This is a genomic window from Pseudomonas fluorescens (genome assembly GCF_902497775.2).
GTDB classification, from domain to species: Bacteria; Pseudomonadota; Gammaproteobacteria; order Pseudomonadales; family Pseudomonadaceae; genus Aquipseudomonas; species Aquipseudomonas putida_F.
This window is the reverse complement of the sequence record NZ_OZ024668.1, coordinates 222,582-247,253: the sequence shown is the minus strand read 5'-3', so window position 1 is coordinate 247,253 and position 24,672 is coordinate 222,582. Positions and strand designations below refer to the sequence as shown.

Here is a 24,672-nt window from a genome sequence, read left to right as displayed (position 1 = left end):
CGCACAATAAGAACAAGACGGCGGAGGCGCAGCTAACTGATTCTTTTGGAGAGGAGTTGTATTTGGGGCTTGCCCCACAACCAGGCAGAGAACAACAAAAACTGCACTCAAGCAGGGCCTGAACTGGTTGGATCGCATGATCATTGCAACCTCAGCGACCAAAGCAATCCGTTTGCTCTTGATCCCGGTTAGGGAGACCGCCCACAAGCTTTTTTTGTGGGCAGGGCACTCAACAAAAACAAGAAGCCCGGCAAAAAAACAATAAGAGCACGCAACTACTTCTTGGGGAGCTTCGGCTCCCCTTGTAGTTTCTGCCCGCTCCAGCCTGCCCACACGTCGTCCGACGTGACCGCCTACACCATCCTCCGAGTAAATGCTAGAATCCCCGCCCATCATGCGGCCATTCTTCGTTTTTGGCCGAACATTCCTTCAAACAGTGCATCCCATGCTGAAGAAGCTGTTCCAGTCATTCCGTCCTACCGTGCGTGGCCAGCACCATATCCGCACCACGCCCGAAGTGATCAATAGTGGTCAACATTCGCTGCAACGTGGCCAGTTCAGTCGCCACGCGGTGAACATTGTCGAGCGCCTGCAAAACGCTGGCTACCAGGCCTACCTGGTCGGTGGCTGCGTACGCGACCAACTCCTGGGCATTACCCCCAAGGATTTCGACGTCGCCACCAGCGCCACCCCTGAACAGGTCCGCGCCGAGTTTCGTAACGCCCGCATCATCGGTCGCCGCTTCAAACTGGTTCACATCCATTTCGGCCGTGAAATCATCGAAGTCGCCACCTTCCGCGCCAACCACCCGGAAAGCGAAGAAGAGAACAGCCACACCTCGTCGCGTAACGAGAGTGGGCGGATCCTGCGCGACAACGTCTACGGCACTCTGGAAGAGGACGCGCAGCGCCGCGACTTCACCATCAACGCCCTGTATTACGATCCGGTCAGCGAGCGCATCCTCGATTACGCCAACGGCGTACACGACATCCGCAACCGCCTGATCCGCCTGATCGGCGACCCGACCCAGCGCTACCAGGAAGACCCGGTACGCATGCTGCGCGCCGTGCGCTTCGCCGCCAAGCTCAACTTCGGCATCGAGAAGCACACCGTAGCGCCGATTCGCCAGCTGGCGCCGATGCTGCGCGAGATCCCGGCGGCGCGTCTGTTCGAAGAGTCGCTCAAGCTGTTCCTCTCCGGGCAGGCTGCCGACACCTTCGAAATGCTCGTTGACCTGGAGCTGTTCGACCCGCTGTTCCCGGCCAGTGCCGAGGCGCTCGAAGAGCACCCGACCTACACCCATACCCTGATCAGCCAGGCCTTGATCAACACCGACCTGCGCGTCAAACAGGGCAAACCGGTAACCCCGGCCTTCCTGTTCGCCGCCATGCTCTGGCCAGCCCTGCCGGGTCGCGCCCTGCGCCTGCAGAGCCGTGGCATGCCGCCGATCCCGGCGATGAACGAAGCCGCCCACGAGCTGATCGCCGAGCAATGCCAGCGCATTGCGATCCCCAAGCGCTTCACCATGCCGATCCGCGAGATCTGGGACATGCAGGAGCGCTTGCCACGGCGCAGCGGCAAGCGTGCCGACCTGTTGCTCGACAACCCGCGTTTCCGTGCCGGTTACGACTTCCTGCTGCTGCGTGAAAGCGCTGGCGAAGAAACCGATGGCCTGGGCCAGTGGTGGACCGACTACCAGGACTGCAACGACAGCGAGCGCCGCGACATGATCCGCGAACTGGGCAGCCGTGATGAAGGCACCGGTGCCGGCCCGCGCAAACGCAAGCGCAGCCCGAGCAAGCGCAAGCGCGCCGACAGCGCTGCAGGCGAGTAACACATGGTCCGCGCCTACATTGGCCTGGGCAGCAACCTGGCCGATCCCGAGCAGCAATTGCGCAGCGCCGTCGAGGCGCTGGGGCAACTGCGTGACAGCGCCCTGGCCGGGGTTTCGGCTTTCTACAGTAGCGAATCGCTGTCACCCGGCCAGCCACGCTACACCAACGCCGTAGCAGCACTGGATACCGCCCTGGCACCGATTGAGCTGCTCGATGCGCTGCAGGCCATCGAAGCCGACCAGGGCCGCGAGCGCAAGGAGCGCTGGGGCCCGCGCACCCTCGACTTGGACATCCTGCTGTACGGCGACCATGTCATCGATGTGCCACGCCTGAAAGTGCCGCATTACCACATGCAAGCGCGACCGTTCGTCCTCTACCCGTTGGCCGAACTGGTACCCGAAGACTTCTGCCTGGCCGATCAACGGCCCCTGTCCCAATTACTGGCAGATTGCCCGTTCGTCGGTCTGGAACGCCTGTAGCCGGGCGTTTCCCCAGCCGGTAACGCCCGTAACAGCGCATTAGTAACAATGCGGTAACAGGGTAATTGACTTCAGCCCCCTCGCTCACGACTATAGGCGTCCCGTGGCGCCCCGAGCGCCGCAAAAAGGCGTATATAGGCCTGGAACAGGTCGCAATTCAAACACCACGATCGATGATGTGCTGTTCCAGAAGATGAATACACGCGTTGTACGCAGTCGTTTTTCACAGCGCCTGAACGAGGATTCCTTTTCATGCCAGAAGTAACCCTGACCACCCTGCAGAGCCTCAAGGCCAAGGGTGAGAAAATAACCATGCTGACCTGCTACGACGCGACCTTTGCCCAGGCCGCCAGCCGTGCCGGCGTGGAAGTATTGCTGGTGGGTGACTCCCTGGGCATGGTCCTGCAGGGCCATGACAGCACCTTGCCGGTAACCAATGCCGAGATGGCCTACCACACCGCCTGCGTCAAACGCGGCAACGAAGGTGCGCTGATTCTCGCCGACCTGCCGTTCATGGCCTGCGCTACCACCGAGCAGGCGTTCGCCAACAGCGGCGCACTGATGCAGGCTGGCGCGCACATGGTCAAGGTCGAAGGCGCCGCCTGGCTGGCCGACACCATCCGCCTGCTGGCTGAGCGTGGCGTACCGGTGTGTGCGCACATGGGCCTGACTCCGCAGACCGTGAACATCCTCGGTGGCTACAAGGTCCAGGGCCGCCAGGAAAGCCAGGCCCGGCAGATGCGCGCCGACGCCATCGCCCTGGAACAGGCCGGTGCGGCCATGCTGCTGCTTGAATGCGTGCCGACCGAACTTGCCGCCGAAATCACCCAGGCGGTGAGCATTCCGGTCATCGGTATCGGCGCCGGTAGCGCCACCGACGGCCAGGTGCTGGTACTGCATGACATGCTCGGCCTGTCGCTGACCGGCCGGGTACCAAAGTTCGTGAAGAACTTCATGGCGGGCCAGAGCGACATTCAAGGTGCGCTCAAGGCATACGTAACCGCCGTCAAGGAAGTCAGCTTCCCCGGCAGCGAACACGGGTTCAGTGCATGAATACAGTCAAGACCGTCCGCGAACTGCGCGCTGCCGTGGCGCGGGCGCGCAGTGAGGGCAAACGCATCGGCTTCGTACCGACCATGGGCAACCTGCACAGCGGCCATGCCGCACTGGTGACCAAGGCCGCACAACGGGTCGATTTCGTCGTTGCCAGCATCTTCGTCAACCCGCTGCAGTTCGGCCCCAGCGAAGACCTCGACAAGTACCCGCGGACCCTCGCCGCCGACCAGGAGAAACTGCTCCAGGCTGGCTGCCACCTGCTGTTCGCCCCGACCGTCGAAGAGATGTACCCCGACGGCATGGCCGGACAGACCCGCGTCAGCGTCCCGCAGTTGTCCGACGGGCTTTGCGGTGCCAGCCGCCCGGGCCATTTCGAAGGCGTGGCGACGGTGGTCAGCAAACTGTTCAACATGGTCCAGCCAGACCTGGCGGTGTTTGGCCAGAAGGACTTCCAGCAACTGGCGGTGATCCGCGCGCTGGTGCGTGACCTGAACATGCCGATCCAGATCATCGGCGAGCCGACCGTGCGCGCCGAGGACGGCCTGGCGCTGTCCTCGCGCAACGGTTACCTGAACGACGAACAGCGCGCCACGGCACCGGCGTTGTACCGGCTGCTGAGCCAGATGGCTGCCGCCATCGAGCAGGGCGAACGCGACTATCCGGCGTTGATCGCCAACGGCCAGCAACAACTGAGCGCAGCCGGCTTTCGCCCGGACTATCTGGAAGTCCGCCAGGCCCTGAGCCTGCGCCCGGCAGTGCCCGAAGACCGTGATCTGGTGATCCTGGTAGCCGCCTTCCTCGGCGCTACCCGCCTGATCGACAACCTGCACCTGAACCTTGACGACAAGTAACCAGGTCGCCTGCTAACCTGACCACTCCCTGTAAAGCAGGCTGCATGCCTATAATTGGCATCAGCCTGCAAACAGGGCGCTGTTTCCAGTGTCCAAGGCAGTTCACGCAATAAGGAAACCTGCAGCGATGGCGTATTACCGCACCCCTCATGATGTTACCGCCCTGCCCGCTTGGCAGGCGCTCCAGCAACACCGCGAAGCCATGCAGGACTTCAGCATGCGCGATGCATTCACTGCCGAGCCAAAACGCTTCGAAGAATTCTCCCTGAGCACCTGCGGACTGTTCCTCGACTACTCGAAAAACCTGATCAACGCCCAGACCCGCGACCTGCTGGTGGGCCTGGCCAACGAAGTCGGCCTGCAAGAGGCAATCAAGGGTCTGTTCGCCGGCGAAATTCTCAATGCCTCCGAAGGCCGCCCGGCCCTGCATACCGCCCTGCGCCGTCCGGTGGGCGACAAACTGAGCGTCAACGGCGTCAACGTGATGCCTGAGGTGCACAAGGTCCTCAACCAGGTGACCGAACTGGTGGGCCGCATCCATGACGGCCTGTGGCGCGGCTACAGCGAAAAGCCGATCACCGACGTGGTCAACATCGGCATCGGCGGCTCGTTCCTGGGCCCGGAGCTGGTTTCCGAAGCCCTGCTGCCTTACGCCCAGCGTGGCGTGCGCTGCCATTACCTGGCGAACATCGACGGCAGCGAGTTCCACGAGCTGTCGGCCAAACTGCGCGCCGAAACCACACTGTTCATCGTCTCGTCCAAGTCGTTCAACACCCTTGAAACCCTGAAGAACGCCCAGGCTGCCCGCGCCTGGTATCTGGCCCAGGGTGGTTCGGAAGCCGAGCTGTACAAGCACTTCATCGCCGTATCCAGCAACAAGGCTGCCGCCGTGGCCTTCGGCATTCGTGAAGAAAATATCTTCCCGATGTGGGACTGGGTCGGTGGGCGTTACTCGCTGTGGTCGGCCATCGGTCTGCCGATTGCCCTGGCCATCGGTACCGCCAACTTCAAGGAACTGCTGTCCGGTGCCTACACCATGGACCAGCACTTCCAGAACGCACCGTTCGAACAGAACATGCCGGTACTGCTGGCCTTGCTCGGTGTGTGGTACGGCAACTTTTGGGGCGCGCAAAGCCATGCCATCCTGCCGTACGATCACTACTTGCGTAACATCACCAAGCACCTGCAACAGCTGGACATGGAATCCAACGGCAAGAGCGTCCGCCAGGACGGCACGCCGGTCAACCACGACACCGGCCCGGTTATCTGGGGCGGCGTGGGTTGCAACGGCCAGCATGCCTACCACCAGTTGCTGCACCAGGGCACCCAGTTGATTCCGGCCGATTTCATCGTCCCGGTAGTCAGCTTCAACCCGGTCGCCGACCACCACCAGTGGCTGTACGCCAACTGCCTGTCGCAGAGCCAGGCGCTGATGCTGGGCAAGACCCGCAGCGAAGCCGAAGCCGAACTGCGTGACAAAGGCATGGCCGAAGCCGATATCCAGAAGCTGGCCCCGCACAAGGTGATTCCGGGCAACCGTCCGAGCAACACCCTGGTGGTCGAGCGCATCAGCCCGCGGCGTCTTGGCGCGCTGGTGGCTATGTACGAGCACAAGGTGTTCGTGCAGAGCGTCATCTGGGGCATCAACGCCTTCGACCAATGGGGCGTGGAACTGGGTAAGGAACTCGGCAAGGGCGTGTACCAGCGCCTGACCGGCGGTATCGAAGAGCCTGCCGAAGACGCCTCGACCCAGGGCCTGATCAATTTCTTCCGCAGCCGTCACCGCGGTTGATCGCCCGCGCTGCCCCTGGCCGAACGAACACGGCCAGGGGTAGCGGCTACACTGTCCTGACAAAAACAATCCGTCAGAACAGGACCCCGCCATGTTCGATATCAGCGACTTTCCCCAAGCCGATGCCGTCAGCAAAGCGGCGCAACTGAGCCAGGCCGATTACCAGCGCCTGTACCGCCAGTCCATCAATGACCCGGATACGTTCTGGACCGAACAGGCCAAGGCCCTGGATTGGATCAAGCCCTGGAGCCAAATCCAGCAGAGCGACATGAAGACCGGCCAGGCCGCCTGGTTCAAGGGCGCGCAACTCAACGTCAGCTACAACTGCATCGATCGCCACCTGGCCACCCGCAGTGAACAACCGGCGATCATTCGCGAAGGCGACAACCCCGCCGATTCCAGCGTCATCACCTACCGCGAACTCCACCAGCAGGTCTGCCGCCTGGCCAATGTGCTCAAGCAACGCGGAGTGAAAAAAGGCGACCGGGTGTGCATCTACATGCCCATGGTGCCGGAAGCGGCCTACGCCATGCTCGCTTGCAGCCGCATCGGCGCCATTCACTCGGTGGTGTTCGGCGGTTTCTCGCCCGATGCGCTGCGCGACCGGATTCTCGACGCTGATTGCCGCACACTGATAACCGCCGATGAAGGCGTGCGCGGCGGCAAGAGCGTGGCGCTGAAGAACAACGTCGACAAGGCCCTGCTCGGTTGCCCGGATGTCAGTACGGTGGTGGTGGTCAAACGCACCGGCGGCAAGATCAACTGGCATGAAGGCCGCGATATTTACTACCACGAAGCGCTCAAGACAGTCAGCGACCAATGCCCTCCCGAGCCGATGGGCGCCGAAGACCCGCTGTTCATCCTCTACACCTCCGGCAGCACCGGCAAACCCAAGGGCGTACTGCACACCACCGCCGGCTACCTGCTGCAGGCGGCGCTGACCTTCAAGACCGTGTTCGATTACCGTGAGGGCGAGGTGTTCTGGTGCACCGCCGATGTCGGCTGGGTTACCGGTCACAGCTATATCGTCTACGGGCCGCTGGCCAACGGCGCGATCACCCTGATGTTCGAAGGTGTACCCAACTACCCCGATGCCTCGCGCTTCTGGCAGGTGGTCGACAAGCACCAGGTGAACATCTTCTACACCGCGCCCACCGCCCTGCGTGCGCTGATGCGCGAAGGCCAGGGTCCGCTGGCGGGCACCTCGCGCAAAAGCCTGCGCCTGCTCGGTAGCGTCGGTGAGCCAATCAACCCGGAAGCCTGGGAATGGTACTTCGAGGCCGTGGGCGAAAAACGCTGCCCTATCGTCGACACCTGGTGGCAGACCGAAACCGGCGGCATCATGATCAGCCCACTGGTGGGCACCCGGCGGGTCAAACCCGGCTGCGCCACCCAGCCGATGTTCGGCGTGCAACCGGTGTTACTGGATGACAAAGGCAAGCTGATCGAAGGCCCCGGCAGCGGCATGTTGGCGATCAAGGCCAGCTGGCCCGGGCAGATCCGCGGTGTGTACGGCGATCCGCAGCGGATGATCGATACCTACTTCAAGCCGCTGCCAGGTTATTACTTCACTGGCGACGGTGCGCGCCGCGACGAAGATGGCGACCTGTGGATAACCGGGCGCATCGACGATGTGATCAACGTCTCCGGGCACCGCATCGGCACCGCTGAGGTGGAAAGCGCCCTGGTACTGCACGACAGCATCGCCGAAGCCGCCGTTGTCGGGTACCCTCACGATCTCAAGGGGCAAGGCATCTATGCCTTTGTCACGCCCATGAACGGCGTGACCCCGGATGACGCGCTCAAGCAGCAACTGCTGGCCCTGGTCAGCAAGGAAATCGGCAGCTTCGCCAAACCCGAACTGATCCAGTGGGCGCCGGCACTGCCCAAGACCCGCTCCGGCAAGATCATGCGGCGTATCTTGCGCAAGATCGCCTGCAACGAGCTCGACAGCCTGGGCGATACCTCGACCCTGGCCGACCCGAGCGTGGTCCAGGGCTTGATCGACAAACGCCTGAACACTTAAGCGGCAGCGCTGATTGGCTGCCTTGCAGACAAGGTAACCATGGAAGCGATTCGCCGCCGTATCGAAACCCAGGTGATGAGCCTGACCGGCTTGTCCCTGGGGCAACTTGACCTGGAAAACCCCAAGGGCGACCCCGGGCTGTTCGGCCCGGGCAGTATCAGCTGGCGCGTGCACGGTGACTTTCCGAGCATGCTGATCGGCGGCATCAGCGCCCTGCTCCTGCAATTGCTGCATCCGCTGGCCCTGGCCGGCGTATGGGATCATTCCAACTTTCGCCAGGACCTGCTCGGCCGCCTGCGCCGCACCAGCCAGTTCATCTCCGGCACCACCTTCGGTTCGACCCGGGATGCCAACTGGCTGATCGAGAAAGTGCGCACCATTCACCTGCAGGTGGTCGGTAGCGCCGCCGATGGCCGACCGTATGCCGCCAGCGATCCAGACCTGCTGACCTGGGTGCATGTGGCCGAGGTCAGTAGCTTCCTGGCAGCACACATGCGCTATCGCAACCCGCATATGGCAATTGCCGATCAGGATGCCTACTACGCCGAGATCGCCCTGATCGCCGAGCGCCTGGGCGCACGCAACGTACCGCGCTCGCGTCAGCAGATTGATGACTACCTGCACGCCATGCGCCCGCAACTGCTGTGCGACGCGCGCAGCCATGAAGTGGTGCAGGTGCTGCTCGACGCGCCGGCGCCCAGCCGTCTGGCCCAACCAGTCGGTGCCCTGATGCTGCGGGCCGGGATCGACCTGCTGCCCGAATGGGCCAGCACCCTGCTCGAGCTGAGCCAGAACCCGCTGCAACGCCGGTTGATCCGCCTGGGCATCAACAGCACCGCGCCGGTGTTGCGCTGGGCCATGCGCGATGGCTCGGCCCATCGGGCACGGCGGCGCATGGGTATCGCCTGAGCCGCGCGCCAATAGCCCTCGCCCGGGCATCTATGCCACCATGCGGGTCTATCCAGGCCCCCGGGCCTGAACCGTTCTGACGCCAAATCCAATAAGAGTGAGGACCCGCGCCATGCAAGATGTCGTAATCGTTGCCGCCACCCGTACCGCTGTCGGGAGCTACCAGGGGGCGCTGGCCAACATTCCCGCCGTCGACCTCGGCGCTGCGGTGATCCGCCAGCTGCTGACCCAGACCGGCATCGATGCCGAACTGGTCGACGAAGTCATCCTCGGCCAGGTGCTGACCGCCGGTGCCGGGCAGAACCCGGCGCGCCAGGCCGCGATCAAGGCCGGCCTGCCACATGCGGTACCGGCCATGACCCTGAACAAAGTCTGCGGCTCGGGCCTCAAGGCCCTGCACCTGGCAACCCAGGCGATTCGCTGCGGCGATGCCGAGGTGATCATCGCCGGCGGCCAGGAGAACATGAGCCTGGCCAACTATGTCATGCCGGGGGCCCGTACCGGCCTGCGCATGGGCCACAGCACTTTGATCGACAGCATGATCAGCGATGGCCTGTGGGATGCGTTCAACGACTATCACATGGGCATCACCGCCGAGAACCTGGTGGAAAAGTACGGCATCAGCCGTGAAGAGCAGGACGCCTTCGCCGCCGCTTCGCAGCAAAAAGCTACAGCGGCCATCGAAGCTCGGCGCTTCGTCGACGAAATCACCCCGATCCTGATTCCGCAGCGCAAAGGTGAGCCAGTTGCTTTCGCGACCGACGAGCAACCACGCGCAGGCACCACCGCCGAGTCGCTGGGCAAGCTCAAGCCAGCGTTCAAGAAAGACGGCACGGTAACAGCCGGTAACGCCTCGTCGCTCAACGACGGTGCGGCAGCGGTCCTGCTGATGAGCGCGGCCAAGGCGCAGCAACTGGGCCTGCCGATCCTCGCGCGTATCAAGGCTTACGCCAACGCCGGGGTTGATCCGGCAATCATGGGCATCGGCCCGGTCAGCGCCACCCGCCGCTGCCTGGACAAAGCCGGCTGGCAGCTGAGCGACCTGGACCTGATCGAAGCCAACGAAGCCTTCGCCGCCCAGGCCCTGTCGGTGGGCAAGGAGCTGGGCTGGGACGCCAGCAAGGTCAACGTCAACGGCGGCGCCATCGCCCTGGGCCACCCGATCGGCGCCTCGGGTTGCCGGGTTCTGGTGACCTTGCTGCACGAAATGATCAAGCGCGATGTCAGCAAGGGCCTGGCGACTCTGTGCATCGGCGGCGGTCAGGGCGTGGCCCTGGCGATCGAGCGCTGATCACCGCGGGAGGGGCTGCAACGGCCCCTCCCCTGGCTTGAACTGATAAACTGCACGTCCGCAAACCAAGGCCACGTGCATGTCCCTCTTGAATCAGGCGCTGCGCGCCGCCCTCGACGCCCGCCAGGGCCTTCTCGCCGAACTGCATGCCCAAGGCACCGATTGCTATCGCCTGTTCCATGGCAGCCAGGAGGGCGCCAGCGGCCTGACCATCGACCGCTACGGCCCGCAACTGCTGGTGCAGAGTTTCCACCACAGCCTCGAAACCAGCGCCTTGCTCGAACTGCACGCGGCAGTACAGGCGCATCTGGGCCTTGAGTTGCTGCTGGTCTATAACGACCGCTCCCAGGGCAACAGTCGCATCGATCGGCGCGATCCGCTGCACCAGGCCAGTGAGGCCGCGCTGGCCGACCTTGTCGGTCACGAATGGGGCCTGAACTACCGGGTGCGTGGCCGCCATGCCGGGCAGGATCCACTGCTGTTCCTCGACCTGCGCAATGCCCGTGGCTGGGTCAAGCAGCACAGTGCGGGCAAAAGCGTGCTCAACCTGTTCGCCTATACCTGCGGCGTTGGCCTCAGTGCCGCGGCAGGTGGTGCCCGTGAGGTGTGCAACCTGGACTTTGCCGAAGGTAACCTGGCCGTCGGCAAAGAGAACGGCGCGCTGAACCCGCAACTGCTGCCAATGAGCTTTATCCAGTCCGATTACTTCCCGGCGATCCGTCAGTTCGCCGGCCTGCCGGTCAGCCAGCGTCGCGGGCACAAGCTGCCGGCGTATCCGCGCCTGGAGCAGCGCCAGTTCGACCTGGTGTTCCTCGACCCGCCAGCCTGGGCCAAGAGCGCCTTCGGCACCGTCGACCTGCTGCGCGACTACCAGAGCCTGCTCAAGCCGGCCCTGTTGAGCACCGCCGACGATGGCGTGCTGATCTGCTGTAACAACCTGGCCAAGGTCAATGTCGACGACTGGCGCGAGCAGGTGTTGCGCTGTGCTGACAAAGCCGGGCGGCCGGTACGCGACTGGCAGGTACTCAAACCCGCCGGCGACTTTCCGTCGCAGGATGGTCAGCCCCCGCTGAAGACCTTGATTCTTCAGCTGTGAAACAAATTTCCGTTAATTTTGGGGGTATCTTCGGAACCGTTTTTACGTGCCATACTCCAACCACTCCCGTTCGAGACAGACGACGCCACACATGCCCAAAGGATTGAAACGCGCCCTCGGCGCTATGCTGGCCGCAGTGGCCTTGTACAGCCTGCTAGGCTTTCTGATTCTCCCAGGGGTTGCCCTGCGTATCGCCAACCAGCAATTGGCCAATTACGCCACGGTACCGGCGCACCTGCAGCGGATCGAGCTCAACCCGTTCAGCCTCGAACTGACCCTCTGGGGCCTGCAGATCGGCGAGCCGGGCAAGGAGCAGGTCGGCTTCGAACGCCTGTACGCCAACCTGCAGCTCGACAGTCTGTGGACCGGTGCCCTGCACCTGGCCGGGGTCGAGCTGGACAAGGCGCGTACCGAGCTGCTGTTCGCCAAGGATGGCAGCCTCAACCTGACCCAGCTGTTCAAGCTGCCACCGAGCGAGCCCAAGCCTGAAGAGCCTGCCAGCGACCCGTTCCCGCTGCGCATCGGCAGCATCAAGCTCAGCGAAGGCTACCTGCACTTCCAGGACCTGCGCCCGAGCGAGCCGATCGAGTTCCTCTACGACTCGATGAATCTGGAACTGAAGAACCTCAGCACCCTGCCCGACGACAGCGCCGACATGACCCTGGTCGCAGTAGGCCCCGGTGGCGGTCGCATCGACTGGAGCGGTACCTTCAGCGTGGTGCCGCTCGCCTCCGAAGGCACCTTGAAAGTCACCGATGGCAAGATGAAGGCCTTCTGGCCCTATGTCCGCGACGCAGTGCCGCTGGTGCTGGAAGACGGCGTGGTCAGCCTCGATACCCACTACAAGCTGAACCTGTCCAAGGAAACCGAGCTGCTGCTGGACAACACCTCGGTGAGCATCGCGCCCTTTGCCATCAAGGCTCCCGATGGCCGTCCGCTGGCACGCCTGACGCGCCTGGATGTCAGCGAGACCTCGATCGACCTGGCCAAGCAGCTGGTGACCGTCGGCAAGATTCGCAGTGAAAAACTCGAAACCTGGGCGGCGCTAGAGTCCGACGGCCAGCTCGACTGGCAAAAGCTGTTCGCCAGCCAGCCGGCCAAAGCCACCGCCAAAGAGAAAGCCGAACCTGCCGCCGCCGAGCCGGATGCCAAGGAACAAGCCGCAGCCGACGCCCCGAGCAAGCCATGGCAGGTGCTGCTCAAGGACGTGCAACTGCGCAATTACCAGGTGCACCTGGCCGACCGCTCGCAGAAACAGCCCGTAGCCCTGGACGTCGGCCCGCTGAACCTCGACCTGCAGAATTTCGACAGCCTCAACCAGTCGCCCTTCACCCTCAAGCTCGATACCGGCCTGGGCAAGCAAGGCAAGCTGCAGGCCGCCGGTGAAGTGAAGCTGGCGCCGGTTAGCGCCAAGCTCAAGGTCAACACCCAGGACATCGACCTGCGTGTCGCCCAGGCCTACATCAGCCCGTACATCCGCCTGGAGCTGCGCAGCGGCATGCTCGGCAGCGACCTCAACGTCGACCTCAAGAGCACCGAGCCGCTGGCCTTCAGCATTGACGGCAAGGCCCAGGTCAACCAGTTGCACACCCTGGATACCATCAAGGACCGCGACTTCGTCAAATGGCAGCAGCTGAACCTCGACGGCTTGTCGTACCGCCATGGCGACGCCCTGAGCATCGGCAAGGTGACCCTGAAGCAGCCTTACGCGCGCTTCATGATCAACGAAGACCGTACCACCAACGTCGATGACCTGCTGATTGCGCAACCAGCCACCGCGCAATCCAAAGCGCCGGCCAAAGCCAAGGCGCCGGCCGAGAAGCCACTGGGGATCCGTATCGGTGAAATCGACATCAACGACGGCTCGGCCAACTTTGCCGACTTCAGCCTGACCCCGAACTTTGCCACCGCGATCCAGCAGCTCAACGGCCAGATCGGCACCATCGACAACCGTCAGCCGAAACCTGCCAAGGTCGATATCAAAGGCAAGGTCGATCGCTACGCACCGGTGACCATCAAAGGCTCGCTGAACCCCTTCGACCCGATGGCCGCCCTGGACATCGCCACCAGTTTCAAACGCGTCGAGCTGACTACCCTGACGCCGTACTCGGGCAAGTTTGCCGGTTTCCGCATCCGCAAGGGCCGGCTGAACATCGATCTGCATTACGTGATCACTCAGGGCAAGCTCAAGGCCGAGAACAAAGTGGTGGTCGAACAACTGCAGCTAGGTGAGAAGGTCGACAGCCCGGATGCCGTAGACCTGCCGATTCGCCTGGCCGTCGCCCTGCTCAAGGACACTGACGGCAAGATTTCCATCGAGCTGCCGGTGACCGGCGACCTCAACGACCCGCAGTTCAGCGTCATGCCGATTGTCTGGCAGACCCTGCGCAACCTGGTGCTGCGTGCGGCCCAGGCGCCCTTCAAGTTCATTGGTGGGTTGGTCACCGGCGGCGACTCTCAGGACCTGGGCAACGTGGCCTTTGCCGCCGGCTCCAGTGACCTGGGAGCTGATGCGCAAAGCGCCCTGGACAAGCTGGCTACGGCGCTCAAGGAACGCCCTGCCCTGCGCCTGGAGATCGAAGGCACCAGCGCCCAGAGCAGCGACGGACCGTTGATTGCCCAGCAGCGCCTGGAGCGTGAGTATCAGAGCACCTACTACAAAATCCTCCAGCGCCGCGGTGACAAGGTGCCAGCCCAGGCCTCCGACCTGAAGGTTCCTGATGGTGACAAGCCAGCGATGCTCGAAGGTATCTACCGTGCCCGCATGAAGAAGCAGCCACCGGCGGAATGGGAGCAACTGGACCGCGAGCAGCGCACGACCCAATTGCGCGATGCCGTGCTCAAGTCCTGGGGTGAAAGCGCCTTGCTGCTGCGCCAGTTGGGCCAGGCGCGGGCCAGCAGTATCAAGGACTACCTGGTCGACAAAGGCCAGTTGGCGGATGACCGTGTATATTTCGTCGATGCCAGTCTGGGCCAGGCTGAGGCCGATGGACGGGTGATCTCGCCGCTGCATCTGGACGCTGAGTGAAGTAGGCCTCTATCGCGGGGCAAGCCCGTTCCCACACCCCACCCAAAAAAAGAAGCCCCGGCAATCAGTGCCGGGGCTTTGAGTGACCAAGTCCTTTTGGTCTTTCGCATGAACCTGTAGAGGTCTGCGAGTCGGGAAAAACCTTACTCGGCTTTCAGGCCGTCAGCCGATACGGCTTTGACGCCTTTGATTTTCTTGGTGATGGCCACGGCCATGTCTTTCTGCGAATCGGTCACGGTAACTGTCGAAGACAGAGACACCACGCCTTTGTTGGTCTCGACTTTGATATCGGAACCCGGAATGCCTTTTTCCGTCATCAGGTCAGCTTTGACCTTGGTGGTGATCCAGGTGTCGGAGGTCGCTTCTTTTGCCTCGGTCATTTCACCGGCAGCAACGGTCAGCGGAGCCTGGGAAGGCTGTTGGGCGAAAGCCGCGTTAGCCAGGGTCAGGGTCAGGGCGGTGGCAGTAGCGGCAGCAATAGCGAACTTCTTCATACGAGACACTCCTGTTTTTCGAAAAGTCTGCGCCGTAAGTCCTGGCAGCAGGGGTATGAATACCATTGCAGGGCCTGTGCCAGCTTTTGCTATTAATTTTTACCTTATAAATCAATTGGTTATGAATTAAGACAAAAACAGAAATCGTGCATTTTGCAAGCAGTGGCAAAATCCTGCATGCAAGATGCAAGTCCGCAAGACAATTTCTCCAGGCATAAAAAAAGGACCCCAAGGGGTCCTTCTTCTTAAGCCGAGGTCTTAGACGCCCGATGCCTTGGCAGCGGCAACGTCCTTGATCGACAGCTTGATACGGCCGCGGTTGTCCACGTCCAGTACCAGTACTTCAACTTCCTGACCTTCTTTCAGAATGTCGGTCACTTTCTCGACGCGAGCATCGCTCAGCATGGAGATGTGAACCAGACCGTCCTTGCCAGGCAGGATGTTGACGAAGGCACCGAAGTCAACGATGCGCTCAACCTTACCGACGTAGATCTTGCCGATCTCGGCTTCGGCAGTGATGCTCAGAACGCGCTGACGAGCAGCTTCAGCGGCGTCTTTGGTCTCACCGAAGATTTTGATCGAACCGTCGTCTTCGATGTCGATCGAAGCCTTGGTTTCTTCGCAGATGGCACGGATGGTCGCGCCGCCTTTACCGATGACGTCACGAATCTTGTCGGTGTCGATCTTCATGGCGATCATGGTCGGAGCGTTTTCCGACAGTTCGCTACGGGACTGACCGATGATCTGGTTCATCTGACCGAGGATGTTCAGGCGCGCTTCCAGGGCCTGGCCCAGGGCGATTTCCATGATCTCTTCGGTGATGCCGTTGATCTTGATGTCCATCTGCAGCGCGGTAACACCTTTGGCGGTACCGGCTACTTTGAAGTCCATGTCGCCCAGGTGGTCTTCGTCACCGAGGATGTCGGTCAGAATGGCAAACTTCTCGCCTTCCTTAACCAGACCCATGGCGATACCGGCAACCGGTGCCTTCATCGGGACACCAGCGTCCATCAGTGCCAGGGATGCACCACAGACCGAAGCCATGGAGCTGGAACCGTTGGATTCGGTGATTTCCGAAACGACGCGGATGGTGTACGGGAACACGTCAGCGGCAGGCAGCATGGCCTGGACCGAACGGCGAGCCAGACGGCCGTGACCGATTTCGCGACGGCCAGCACCGCCCATGCGACCACACTCGCCCACCGAGAACGGCGGGAAGTTGTAGTGCAGCATGAAGGGGTCTTTTTTCTCGCCTTCGAGGGTGTCCAGCAGCTGGGCGTCACGGGCAGTACCCAGGGTCGCAACGACCAGGGCCTGGGTTTCGCCACGGGTGAACAGTGCCGAACCGTGGGTCTTTGGCAGTACACCGACTTCGATGTTCAGCGGACGTACGGTCTTGGTGTCGCGGCCGTCGATACGTGGCTTGCCGTTGACGATGTTTTCGCGAACGGTGCGGTATTCGATTTCGCCGAAGATTTCTTTGACTTCGGAGGCCGAAGGTTGACCTTCCTCACCAGAGAACTTGGCGATCACTTGCTCGCGCAGTTCGCCCAGGCGAGCGTAACGGTCAGCCTTGACGGTGATGGTGTAGGCGTCGGAAACCGCAGCACCGAACTCGCCACGGATGGCGCTCAGCAGTGGAGTGTTCTCGGCCTTGGCAGTCCAGTCCCAGGTCGGCTTGGCAGCTTCGGCGGCCAGCTCTTTGACAGCCTGGATCACAGCCTGGAATTCGTCGTGGGCGAACAGTACGGCGCCCAGCATCTGGTCTTCGGTCAGCTCTTTGGCTTCCGATTCAACCATCAGTACGGCGTCGGAGGTACCGGCAACGACCATGTCCAGGCTCGAGGCAGCCAGTTGCTCGTAGGTCGGGTTCAGCAGGTAGCCAGTGCTTTCGTGGAAAGCAACGCGGGCAGCGCCGATCGGGCCTTCGAACGGAATGCCGGAGATGGCCAGGGCAGCCGAGGTACCGATCATCGCAGCGATGTCCGGATCGGTCTTCTTGCTGGTGGAAACGACGGTGCAGACAACCTGCACTTCGTTCATGAAGCCTTCTGGGAACAGCGGACGGATCGGACGGTCGATCAGACGCGAGGTCAGGGTTTCTTTCTCGGAAGGACGGCCTTCACGCTTGAAGAAACCACCAGGGATCTTGCCGGCGGCGTAGGTCTTTTCCTGATAGTGAACGGACAGGGGGAAGAAGCCTTTGCCTGGATCGGCCTGTTTGGCACCGACCACGGTCACCAGTACGGTGACATCGTTGTCGACGGTGACCAATACGGCGCCGGACGCTTGACGAGCAATACGGCCCGTCTCGAGGGTAACGGTCGATTGACCGAACTGGAATTTCTTGATTACCGGGTTCACGGTTTCCTACCTTTTTTCAGTGGCTCTGGGGGAACTGGTTCTTGCGAATTCTTGGGCAGAACAGGGAATCGGCCCTGTTGGCAGTCCAGATAAAACTAGAGGTTGGGAGCCTGCCCTGCCCTTGCGGTAAACCGCTCAGACGAGACAGACAGCCAACCTCATAGATACGCAAGGCGTGCTCACCAGTGCGGGGGCCAAAGGCTCCGCCTGGTGACTGCAGCACGCCGTGCACACCACTGGCCAGGCCGCTATTAGCGACGCAGACCCAGACGACCGATCAGGGCGCTGTAACGAGTGGTGTCTTTGCCTTTCAGGTAGTCCAGCAGCTTGCGACGCTGGTTAACCATGCGGATCAGACCACGACGGGAGTGGTGGTCTTTGCCGTTGGCCTTGAAGTGGCCTTGCAGCTTGTTGATGTTGGCGGTCAGCAGAGCAACCTGCACTTCCGGGCTACCGGTGTCACCGGCGGCTTGCTGGTATTCGCCAACGATCTTTGCTTTTTCTTCAACGCTGAGTGCCATCTGGCTTCTCCAAATCAAGGGAAACCGAACAAACGGTTTCCAATAGGCCAGGGACTGCTCCCTGTATTCATAAAGTGAGGCGTGACCGTGCCTATTAACAGCCATCCTCTTTACCACCAGTACCAGGCCTGAACCTGATACTGAAGGTTTCGATCATTCTGACCGAATCAAGCGACGCGGCGCGATGCGCCCGTCTTCGCTCACTTCACCGATACCGATGAAGCGACCGTTGTGATCTTGAACCCGGACCATGCCGAACTTCGGCGCGTCGGGGGCTCTGACCGGCTGACCATTGAGCCAGTAGAACGCACTGTGCTCGGAGAACTGTAACAGTGGCCAGTCCAGCAGACCGCTGTCCGATGGCATCAGGAAGCGATCGACCGCTTCGTTGCCACCTTCGGCGTGGACCGCTTCGAGTTCTTCGAGGGTCACAGTCTGGGCCAGCTCGAAGGGACCGGCGTGGGTACGACGCAGTTCGGCGACATAGGCTCCGCAACCGAGCACCTCGCCGATGTCCTCGACCAGGGTGCGGATGTAGGTGCCTTTGCTGCAGCCGACCGACAGCCGGACACGGGTGCCTTCGCACTCGAGCAATTCCAAGCGGTTAATAGTAACAGAACGCGCCTCGCGCTCCACTACTTCACCTGCACGGGCCAGCTTGTACAGCGGCTGGCCGTCACGCTTGAGGGCCGAGTACATCGGCGGTATCTGACTGATTTGACCACGAAATTGTGGCAAAACCGCTTCGATATCGGCGCGACCAACGGTCACGTCACGGGTCTTCAACACTTCACCTTCGGCATCGCCGGTGGTGGTGGTCTGACCCAGTTGCATGACCGTCTCGTAGCCCTTGTCGGAATCGAGCAGGTATTGCGAGAACTTGGTCGCCTCACCGAAGCACAGCGGCAGCACGCCGCTGGCCAGTGGATCGAGGCTGCCGGTGTGCCCGGCCTTTTCGGCGTTGAGCAGCCAGCGGACCTTCTGCAAGGCGGCGTTGGAGGTGAACCCCAACGGCTTGTCGAGCAGGATGATACCGCTGACGTTACGACGGATACGCTTGACCTGAGCCACCGCTTACTCCTTGGTGTCCAGGGGCGTGTCGGAAGCCTGGTGCAGCTTGTCTTCGGCGACGGCGCGTTCGATCAGGGCCGACAGGTGGGCACCGCGACTGACGCTTTCGTCATAGTGGAAATGCAGTTGCGGCACGCTGCGCAGTTGCATTTCCTTGCCCAGGTGTACGCGCAGGAAACTGGCCGCGCCGTTGAGCACCTTGAGGGTCTGCTTGATGTCTTCCGCGCTTTCCTGGCCCATGGCGGTGATGAACACCTTGGCATGGCCGACATCGCGGCTGACATCCACAGCGGTAATGGTGACCACGCCGACGCGCGGGTCTTTGACTTCACGACGGATCAACTGGGCCAGCTCGCGCTGAATCTGATCGCCAATGCGTTGGGTACGGCTATATTCTTTTGCCATTTTTGCTACCTGTAACTAAAGCGGCAAACGCCCGGCCAGGCTAAAGCCGGACCGGGCGTTGCGTTCAGAGCCGCCAAGCGACGCCCTGGGGCGGACGATTGGCGGTTCCCATGCTCGCGGCTTAGAGCGTACGAGCCACTTGGACTTTCTCGAAGACTTCGATCTTGTCGCCGACCTTGACGTCGTTGTAGCTCTTGACGCCGATACCGCACTCCATGCCGGCACGTACTTCGGACGCATCGTCCTTGAAGCGACGCAGCGATTCCAGCTCGCCTTCGAAGATCACCACGTCCTCGCGCAGTACGCGGATCGGACGGTTGCGGTAGACCACACCCTCGACGACCATACAGCCGGCGATGGCGCCGAACTTCGGCGAACGGAACACGTCACGCACTTCGGCGATACCCAGGATGTTCTCGCGAACATCGCTGCCGAGCATACCGGTCAGGGCTTTCTTGACGTCTTCAATGATGTCGTAGATCACGTTGTAGTAACGCATATCCAGACCTTCCTGCTCGACGATCTTGCGCGCGCCGGCATCGGCACGCACGTTGAAGCCGAACAGTACTGCATTGGAAGCCAGGGCCAGGTTGGCATCGCTCTCGGTGATACCACCGACGCCGCCACCAATCACACGAACCTGTACTTCGTCGTTGCCCAGGCCGCTCAGGGAGCCCTGCAGAGCCTCGAGAGAACCACGAACATCGGACTTGAGCACGATGTTGAGGGTCTTCTTCTCTTCCTGGCCCATGTTCTCGAAGATGTTCTCGAGCTTGCCAGCGTGAGCGCGAGCCAGTTTGACCTCGCGGAACTTGCCTTGACGGAACAGGGCAACTTCACGGGCTTTCTTCTCGTCAGCCACTACCGACAGCTCGTCACCGGCGTCCGGAGTGCCATCCAGGCCGAGGATTTCGACCGGGATCGACGGGCCGGCTTCCTTAACAGGCTTGCCGTTCTCGTCGAGCATGGCGCGGACACGGCCGTAGTTCGAACCGCACAGGACCATGTCGCCCTGACGCAGGGTACCGTCCTGAACCAGCACGGTAGCCACCGGGCCGCGGCCCTTGTCCAGACGCGACTCGACCACCACACCACGACCTGGGGCCGATGGAGTAGCCTTGAGTTCGAGGATCTCGGCTTGCAGCAGGACAGCTTCGAGCAGTTCGTCGACACCGGTACCCATCTTCGCCGACACCTTGACGAACGGAGTGTCTCCACCCCAGTCCTCGGAGGTGACGCCTTCGACGGCCAGCTCGTTACGGATGCGATCAAGGTCAGCACCTGGCTTGTCGATCTTGTTCACCGCAACGACCAGCGGAACACCGGCAGCCTTGGCGTGCTGGACCGCTTCGCGGGTTTGCGGCATCACGCCGTCGTCCGCCGCAACCACCAGGATCACGATGTCGGTCGCCTTGGCACCACGGGCACGCATGGCGGTAAACGCGGCGTGGCCTGGGGTGTCGAGGAAGGTGACCATACCGCGGTCGGTTTCCACGTGGTACGCACCGATGTGCTGGGTAATACCACCGGCTTCGCCAGCAGCAACCTTGGCACGACGGATGTAGTCGAGCAGCGAGGTCTTACCGTGGTCAACGTGGCCCATTACGGTCACGACAGGGGCACGGGAGAACGTCTCACCTTCGAACTTCAACGACTCAGCCAGGGAATCTTCCAGGGCGGTATCGCTGACCAGGGTGACCTTGTGGCCCAGCTCTTCGGCGATCAGCTGAGCTGTCTCCTGATCGAGCACCTGGTTGATGGTCACCGGAGTGCCCAGCTTGAACATGAACTTGACCACTTCAGCGCCCTTGACGGACATCTGGTTGGCCAGGTCGGAAACCGTGATGGTCTCGCCGATCTGCACGTCGCGGATAACCGGACCGGTCGGGTTCTGGAAACCGTGGGCGTTGCGCTTCTTCGGCTTGCCCTTGCCACGGCCACCACGACGGAAGCCATCGCTTTCTTCGTCGGTGGTACGCGGAGCGGCACGCGGGGTAGGCGCCTTTTCCTTTTCCTTGACCTTGACCGAAACGCGCGGAGCTTCGTTACGGCGCTCGCCGCCACGACGCTCGTCGTCACGCGACTTGTCGCTGCGACGCACGTCGTCTTTCTTGCGGTCGGCAACCGGTGCCGGAGCGGCGTCGGCGGCTTCGATCACAGGTGCTGCAGCCGGAGCCGGGACAGCAGCGGCAGCAGCCGGTGCGGCGTTTGCAGCGGCTGGCTGGCGACGGGCGTCTTCCTCGGCACGCTGACGTGCTTCGGCATCGGCTTTTTCACGGGCAGCGTTTTCTACTGCACGGCGCTCTTCCAGCTCGCGCTTCTGCTCGGCCTGGATTTCTTCCGGGCTGCGCTGAACGAATACTTTCTTCTTGCGTACTTCTACGCTGATGCTCTTGCTACCGGCGACACGCAGGGTGCTGGTGGTTTTGCGCTGCAAGGTGATCTTGCGCGGCTCTTCCACTTTTGCCTTGTGGCTGCTCTTCAAATGAGCCAGCAATGCCTGCTTCTCATTGTCGGTCACTACCTGACCGGCGTCGGTGTGCGGCAGACCTGCCTCACGCATCTGCTGCAGCAGGCGCTCTACCGGTGCAGCGACCTCTTGGGCCAATTCTTTCACCGTGACTTGCGTCATGCACTTCTCTCCTCAGGCCGCGCCTAATTACTCGAACCAGTGGGCTCGGGCGGCCATGATCAACTTGCCGGCACGCTCTTGGTCGATGCCGTCGATGTCGAGCAGGTCATCAATCGACTGCTCGGCCAGGTCTTCGCGGGTAACTACGCCGCGCACCGCCAGTTCCATCGCCAAATCCTTGTCCATACCCTCAAGCGAGAGCAGGTCTTCGGCCGGATGGGCGTCTGCCAGCTTTTCCTCAGTAGCGATGGCTTTGGTCAACAGGCGATCCTTGGCGCGAGCACGAAGCTCGTTGACGATGTCTTCGTCAAAGCCGTCGATGTTGAGCATTTCTTCCAGCGGTACGTAGGCAATCTCTTCCAGGCTGGTGAAGCCTTCATCGACCAGCACCTGTGCCAGCTCTTCGTCGACTTCCAGCTCGTCGATGAAGTTGCGCAGGATGTCACCGGTTTCAGCTTGCTGCTTGGCCTGGATGTCCGATTCGGTCATCACGTTCAGGGTCCAGCCGGTCAACTGACTGGCCAGGCGTACGTTCTGGCCACCACGGCCAATAGCCTGGGCCAGGTTGTCGGCACCCACGGCGATGTCCATGGCGTGGGCGTCTTCATCGACGATGATCGCCGCGACTTCAGCCGGCGACATGGCGTTGATGACGAACTGTGCAGGGTTGTCATCCCAAAGGACGATATCCACACGCTCGCCACCCAGTTCGCCGGACACTGCCTGGACACGCGAACCGCGCATGCCGATACAGGCACCTTGCGGGTCAATGCGTTTGTCCTTGGAGCGTACGGCGATCTTGGCGCGCGAACCCGGATCACGGGACGCGGCCATGACTTCGATCAGGCCCTCGGCGATTTCCGGCACTTCGATGCGGAACAGTTCGATCAGCATCTGTGGCGCGGTACGCGACAGGATCAACTGCGGGCCGCGGTTCTCGGTGCGGATTTCCTTGAGCAGTGCACGCAGGCGCACACCGACGCGGAAAGTCTCGCGGGAGATGATGTCTTCACGGGCCAGCAACGCTTCGGCGTTGTTGCCCAGGTCAACGATGACGTTGTCACGGGTGACCTTCTTGACGGTACCGGAGATGATCTCGCCCAGACGCTCGCGGTAGGCATCTACCACTTGAGCGCGCTCGGCTTCACGGACCTTCTGGACAATGACTTGCTTGGCGGTCTGGGCGGCAATGCGGCCGAACTCGATCGACTCGATCTTCTCTTCGATCACGTCACCGACCTTGGCTTCAGGATGAGTGTCCTGAATCTTCGCTGGCCACACTTCGATCGCCGGATCGTCCAGATCCTTTTCTTCGACGACAGTCCAGCGACGGAAGGTTTCGTAGCTACCGGTGTGGCGGTTGATTTCCACACGCAGGTCGACTTCGTCGTCAAAACGTTTTTTGGTTGCAGTGGCCAGGGCCACTTCCAGCGCTTCAAAAATTACGCCGGCCGGTACGCCCTTTTCGTTGGATACCGACTCAACAACCAGCAGTACTTCTTTGCTCATCGTACGCCTCGCCTTTCGCAAGCCATTGGATCCGCGCAGTCCGCGGGATCCGGCACGTCTCAGTCAAAACTGGGAATAATGTTGGCCTTGTCGATCGAATCGATCGGCAACAGGAATTCGTTGTTATCCACCTGGACCACAACATCCTGCTCCTCCACGCCACGGAGAAGGCCCTGAAAGTTACGACGACCTTCAAAGGGCGTACGCAGCTTGATCTTCACTTGTTCGCCGGCATGCGAAGCAAACTGTTCCAAGGTGAACAGTGGGCGATCCATGCCAGGAGAGGACACTTCAAGGGTATATTCGGAAGTGATCGGGTCTTCGACATCGAGAATCGCGCTAGCCTGGTGACTGACTTTTGCGCAGTCATCAACCAGCACGCCATCTTCTTTATCGATATAAATCCGCAGGACCGAATGTTTGCCTTGAGAGATGAATTCGATCCCCCAGCATTGATAGCCAAGAGCCTCGACCACCGGGGCCAACAAGGCCTGCAACTGTTCTAGCTTGCTCGACACCTGAACCCCCTCGTGCATGCTATGCAAATAAAAAATGGGCAAAGCGCCCATCCCTGATACGCCGTTGAATACCGGCGTTATGACTGTTCAGCCAAGAAAAAGCCCCTGCAAAAGGGGCTCCGCTGAAACTGGTTGCGGGGGCTGGATTTGAACCAACGACCTTCGGGTTATGAGCCCGACGAGCTACCAGACTGCTCCACCCCGCGACAAAGCTGGGGCGAAAGTATACGACCGAACCCCGACAGGGTCAATCTAACCTCCACCTACAAGAAAGCCCGCTGTAGCGGGCTGTCTTGTTTCAATTGGTACCGAGAAGGGGACTCGAACCCCTACACCCTATGGGCACAACCACCTCAAGGTTGCGTGTCTACCAATTCCACCACCTCGGCAATACTACTTTGAAACCCGTTACTTCTGCTCTTGAGCGGGAGGAACATCGCCAGTGTTAGTGGCTTCGCTCTTCTGCTCCTGGAGCACCGGTACATCATCTGTTGCCGGCTTTTGCTGCTTCACTTCCAAGACCGCTGGATCTGGCAACCCTACTTGAGTCAGCTCGTGAGCTTTCTCCTTAGCAAAGTATCCTAACCCAAGAGCAGTTAAGAAGAAAGAGGCAGCTAGTATAGCAGTAAACTTACTCAGAAAGGTAGCAGAACCTTGGCTTCCGAACACAGTATTTGAAGCACCTGCGCCGAAAGATGCACCCGCTTCCGCACCTTTACCCTGTTGCAGCAACACCAGCACTACCAAACCCAGCGCGCCCAACAGATGCAAAACAACGATCACTGTTTCCAGCAT

The 24,672-nt window shown here is 61.3% G+C and carries 19 protein-coding genes and 2 tRNA genes; 10 read left to right on the top strand and 11 right to left on the bottom strand.

Features of this window, described 5'->3' with window-relative positions; translation table 11 throughout:
- The first annotated feature begins 445 nt into the window (after positions 1-445).
- The 10 genes from F8N82_RS01225 (at position 446) to F8N82_RS01180 (ending at position 14,363) form a co-directional block, all read left to right on the top strand.
- Complete coding sequence (locus F8N82_RS01225; RefSeq protein WP_038998682.1) at positions 446-1,834, top strand: polynucleotide adenylyltransferase PcnB; 1,389 nt, start codon at positions 446-448, stop codon at positions 1,832-1,834.
- Between the two features lie 3 nt (positions 1,835-1,837).
- Positions 1,838-2,314: a 2-amino-4-hydroxy-6-hydroxymethyldihydropteridine diphosphokinase gene (gene folK, locus F8N82_RS01220; RefSeq protein ID WP_038998681.1), complete on the top strand. Its 477-nt coding sequence runs from the start codon at positions 1,838-1,840 to the stop codon at positions 2,312-2,314.
- A gap of 252 nt (positions 2,315-2,566) precedes the next feature.
- On the top strand, positions 2,567-3,367 hold the full coding sequence (gene panB, locus F8N82_RS01215; RefSeq protein ID WP_038998680.1) for a 3-methyl-2-oxobutanoate hydroxymethyltransferase: 801 nt from the start codon (positions 2,567-2,569) through the stop codon (positions 3,365-3,367).
- The gene (panC, locus tag F8N82_RS01210; protein WP_038998679.1) at positions 3,364-4,221 is read left to right on the top strand and encodes a pantoate--beta-alanine ligase; all 858 of its coding nucleotides are present in this window, start codon (positions 3,364-3,366) and stop codon (positions 4,219-4,221) included. Before panB ends, panC begins: the two co-directional genes overlap by 4 nt.
- A 127-nt stretch (positions 4,222-4,348) precedes the next feature.
- Positions 4,349-6,013 carry a glucose-6-phosphate isomerase gene (gene pgi, locus F8N82_RS01205; protein ID WP_038998678.1) on the top strand — a complete coding sequence of 555 codons (1,665 nt, stop codon included), beginning with the start codon at positions 4,349-4,351 and terminating at the stop codon, positions 6,011-6,013.
- A gap of 91 nt (positions 6,014-6,104) precedes the next feature.
- A complete protein-coding gene (acs, locus tag F8N82_RS01200) occupies positions 6,105-8,039 on the top strand; it encodes an acetate--CoA ligase (protein ID WP_038998676.1) in 1,935 nt (644 codons plus the stop codon).
- Positions 8,040-8,078: 39 nt separating this feature from the next.
- Positions 8,079-8,948 carry an oxygenase MpaB family protein gene (locus F8N82_RS01195; RefSeq protein ID WP_038998675.1) on the top strand — a complete coding sequence of 290 codons (870 nt, stop codon included), beginning with the start codon at positions 8,079-8,081 and terminating at the stop codon, positions 8,946-8,948.
- A gap of 112 nt (positions 8,949-9,060) precedes the next feature.
- On the top strand, positions 9,061-10,239 hold the full coding sequence (locus F8N82_RS01190; RefSeq protein WP_038998674.1) for an acetyl-CoA C-acetyltransferase: 1,179 nt from the start codon (positions 9,061-9,063) through the stop codon (positions 10,237-10,239).
- 79 nt (positions 10,240-10,318) lie between these two features.
- The gene (locus F8N82_RS01185; protein ID WP_038998672.1) at positions 10,319-11,335 is read left to right on the top strand and encodes a class I SAM-dependent rRNA methyltransferase; all 1,017 of its coding nucleotides are present in this window, start codon (positions 10,319-10,321) and stop codon (positions 11,333-11,335) included.
- A gap of 91 nt (positions 11,336-11,426) precedes the next feature.
- Complete coding sequence (locus F8N82_RS01180; protein ID WP_038998671.1) at positions 11,427-14,363, top strand: DUF748 domain-containing protein; 2,937 nt, start codon at positions 11,427-11,429, stop codon at positions 14,361-14,363.
- 143 nt (positions 14,364-14,506) lie between these two features.
- Here F8N82_RS01180 and F8N82_RS01175 read toward each other — a convergent pair whose 3' ends face one another.
- From F8N82_RS01175 to secG, 11 genes are all read right to left on the bottom strand, one after another.
- A complete protein-coding gene (locus F8N82_RS01175) occupies positions 14,507-14,857 on the bottom strand; it encodes a BON domain-containing protein (protein ID WP_038998669.1) in 351 nt (116 codons plus the stop codon).
- 258 nt (positions 14,858-15,115) lie between these two features.
- On the bottom strand, positions 15,116-17,221 hold the full coding sequence (pnp, locus tag F8N82_RS01170) for a polyribonucleotide nucleotidyltransferase (RefSeq protein ID WP_038998668.1): 2,106 nt from the start codon (positions 17,219-17,221) through the stop codon (positions 15,116-15,118).
- Between the two features lie 251 nt (positions 17,222-17,472).
- Positions 17,473-17,742 (bottom strand): 30S ribosomal protein S15, encoded by a 270-nt coding sequence (rpsO, locus tag F8N82_RS01165; protein WP_010222985.1) that lies wholly within the window; start codon positions 17,740-17,742, stop codon positions 17,473-17,475.
- Between the two features lie 153 nt (positions 17,743-17,895).
- Positions 17,896-18,813 (bottom strand): tRNA pseudouridine(55) synthase TruB, encoded by a 918-nt coding sequence (gene truB / locus F8N82_RS01160; RefSeq protein WP_010222984.1) that lies wholly within the window; start codon positions 18,811-18,813, stop codon positions 17,896-17,898.
- Between the two features lie 3 nt (positions 18,814-18,816).
- Entirely contained in the window at positions 18,817-19,218 is a 402-nt protein-coding gene (gene rbfA, locus F8N82_RS01155; protein WP_038998667.1) for a 30S ribosome-binding factor RbfA, read from the bottom strand.
- A gap of 121 nt (positions 19,219-19,339) precedes the next feature.
- A complete protein-coding gene (gene infB, locus F8N82_RS01150) occupies positions 19,340-21,850 on the bottom strand; it encodes a translation initiation factor IF-2 (RefSeq protein ID WP_038998665.1) in 2,511 nt (836 codons plus the stop codon).
- A 27-nt stretch (positions 21,851-21,877) separates the two neighbouring features.
- Positions 21,878-23,359, bottom strand: coding sequence for a transcription termination factor NusA (gene nusA, locus F8N82_RS01145; protein WP_010222981.1), 1,482 nt, complete (start codon positions 23,357-23,359; stop codon positions 21,878-21,880).
- 59 nt (positions 23,360-23,418) lie between these two features.
- The gene (rimP, locus tag F8N82_RS01140) at positions 23,419-23,877 is read right to left on the bottom strand and encodes a ribosome maturation factor RimP (RefSeq protein ID WP_038999709.1); all 459 of its coding nucleotides are present in this window, start codon (positions 23,875-23,877) and stop codon (positions 23,419-23,421) included.
- 129 nt (positions 23,878-24,006) lie between these two features.
- Positions 24,007-24,083, bottom strand: a tRNA-Met gene (locus tag F8N82_RS01135).
- A gap of 97 nt (positions 24,084-24,180) precedes the next feature.
- A tRNA-Leu gene (locus F8N82_RS01130) sits at positions 24,181-24,266 on the bottom strand.
- Between the two features lie 19 nt (positions 24,267-24,285).
- Positions 24,286-24,672, bottom strand: coding sequence for a preprotein translocase subunit SecG (gene secG / locus F8N82_RS01125; RefSeq protein ID WP_038998663.1), 387 nt, complete (start codon positions 24,670-24,672; stop codon positions 24,286-24,288).

Bases quoted from the DNA above. Each gene is read 5' to 3' on its own strand.
- infB (WP_038998665.1), bottom strand. From the start codon at position 21,850: ATGACGCAAGTCACGGTGAAAGAATTGGCCCAAGAGGTCGCTGCACCG.
- nusA (WP_010222981.1), bottom strand. From the start codon at position 23,359: ATGAGCAAAGAAGTACTGCTGGTTGTTGAGTCGGTATCCAACGAAAAG.
- F8N82_RS01225 (WP_038998682.1), top strand. From the start codon at position 446: ATGCTGAAGAAGCTGTTCCAGTCATTCCGTCCTACCGTGCGTGGCCAG.
- F8N82_RS01185 (WP_038998672.1), top strand. From the start codon at position 10,319: ATGTCCCTCTTGAATCAGGCGCTGCGCGCCGCCCTCGACGCCCGCCAG.
- pgi (WP_038998678.1), top strand. From the start codon at position 4,349: ATGGCGTATTACCGCACCCCTCATGATGTTACCGCCCTGCCCGCTTGG.
- F8N82_RS01175 (WP_038998669.1), bottom strand. From the start codon at position 14,857: ATGAAGAAGTTCGCTATTGCTGCCGCTACTGCCACCGCCCTGACCCTG.
- F8N82_RS01190 (WP_038998674.1), top strand. From the start codon at position 9,061: ATGCAAGATGTCGTAATCGTTGCCGCCACCCGTACCGCTGTCGGGAGC.
- folK (WP_038998681.1), top strand. From the start codon at position 1,838: ATGGTCCGCGCCTACATTGGCCTGGGCAGCAACCTGGCCGATCCCGAG.
- F8N82_RS01180 (WP_038998671.1), top strand. From the start codon at position 11,427: ATGCCCAAAGGATTGAAACGCGCCCTCGGCGCTATGCTGGCCGCAGTG.
- panB (WP_038998680.1), top strand. From the start codon at position 2,567: ATGCCAGAAGTAACCCTGACCACCCTGCAGAGCCTCAAGGCCAAGGGT.
- rpsO (WP_010222985.1), bottom strand. From the start codon at position 17,742: ATGGCACTCAGCGTTGAAGAAAAAGCAAAGATCGTTGGCGAATACCAG.
- acs (WP_038998676.1), top strand. From the start codon at position 6,105: ATGTTCGATATCAGCGACTTTCCCCAAGCCGATGCCGTCAGCAAAGCG.
- F8N82_RS01195 (WP_038998675.1), top strand. From the start codon at position 8,079: ATGGAAGCGATTCGCCGCCGTATCGAAACCCAGGTGATGAGCCTGACC.
- rbfA (WP_038998667.1), bottom strand. From the start codon at position 19,218: ATGGCAAAAGAATATAGCCGTACCCAACGCATTGGCGATCAGATTCAG.
- panC (WP_038998679.1), top strand. From the start codon at position 3,364: ATGAATACAGTCAAGACCGTCCGCGAACTGCGCGCTGCCGTGGCGCGG.
- secG (WP_038998663.1), bottom strand. From the start codon at position 24,672: ATGCTGGAAACAGTGATCGTTGTTTTGCATCTGTTGGGCGCGCTGGGT.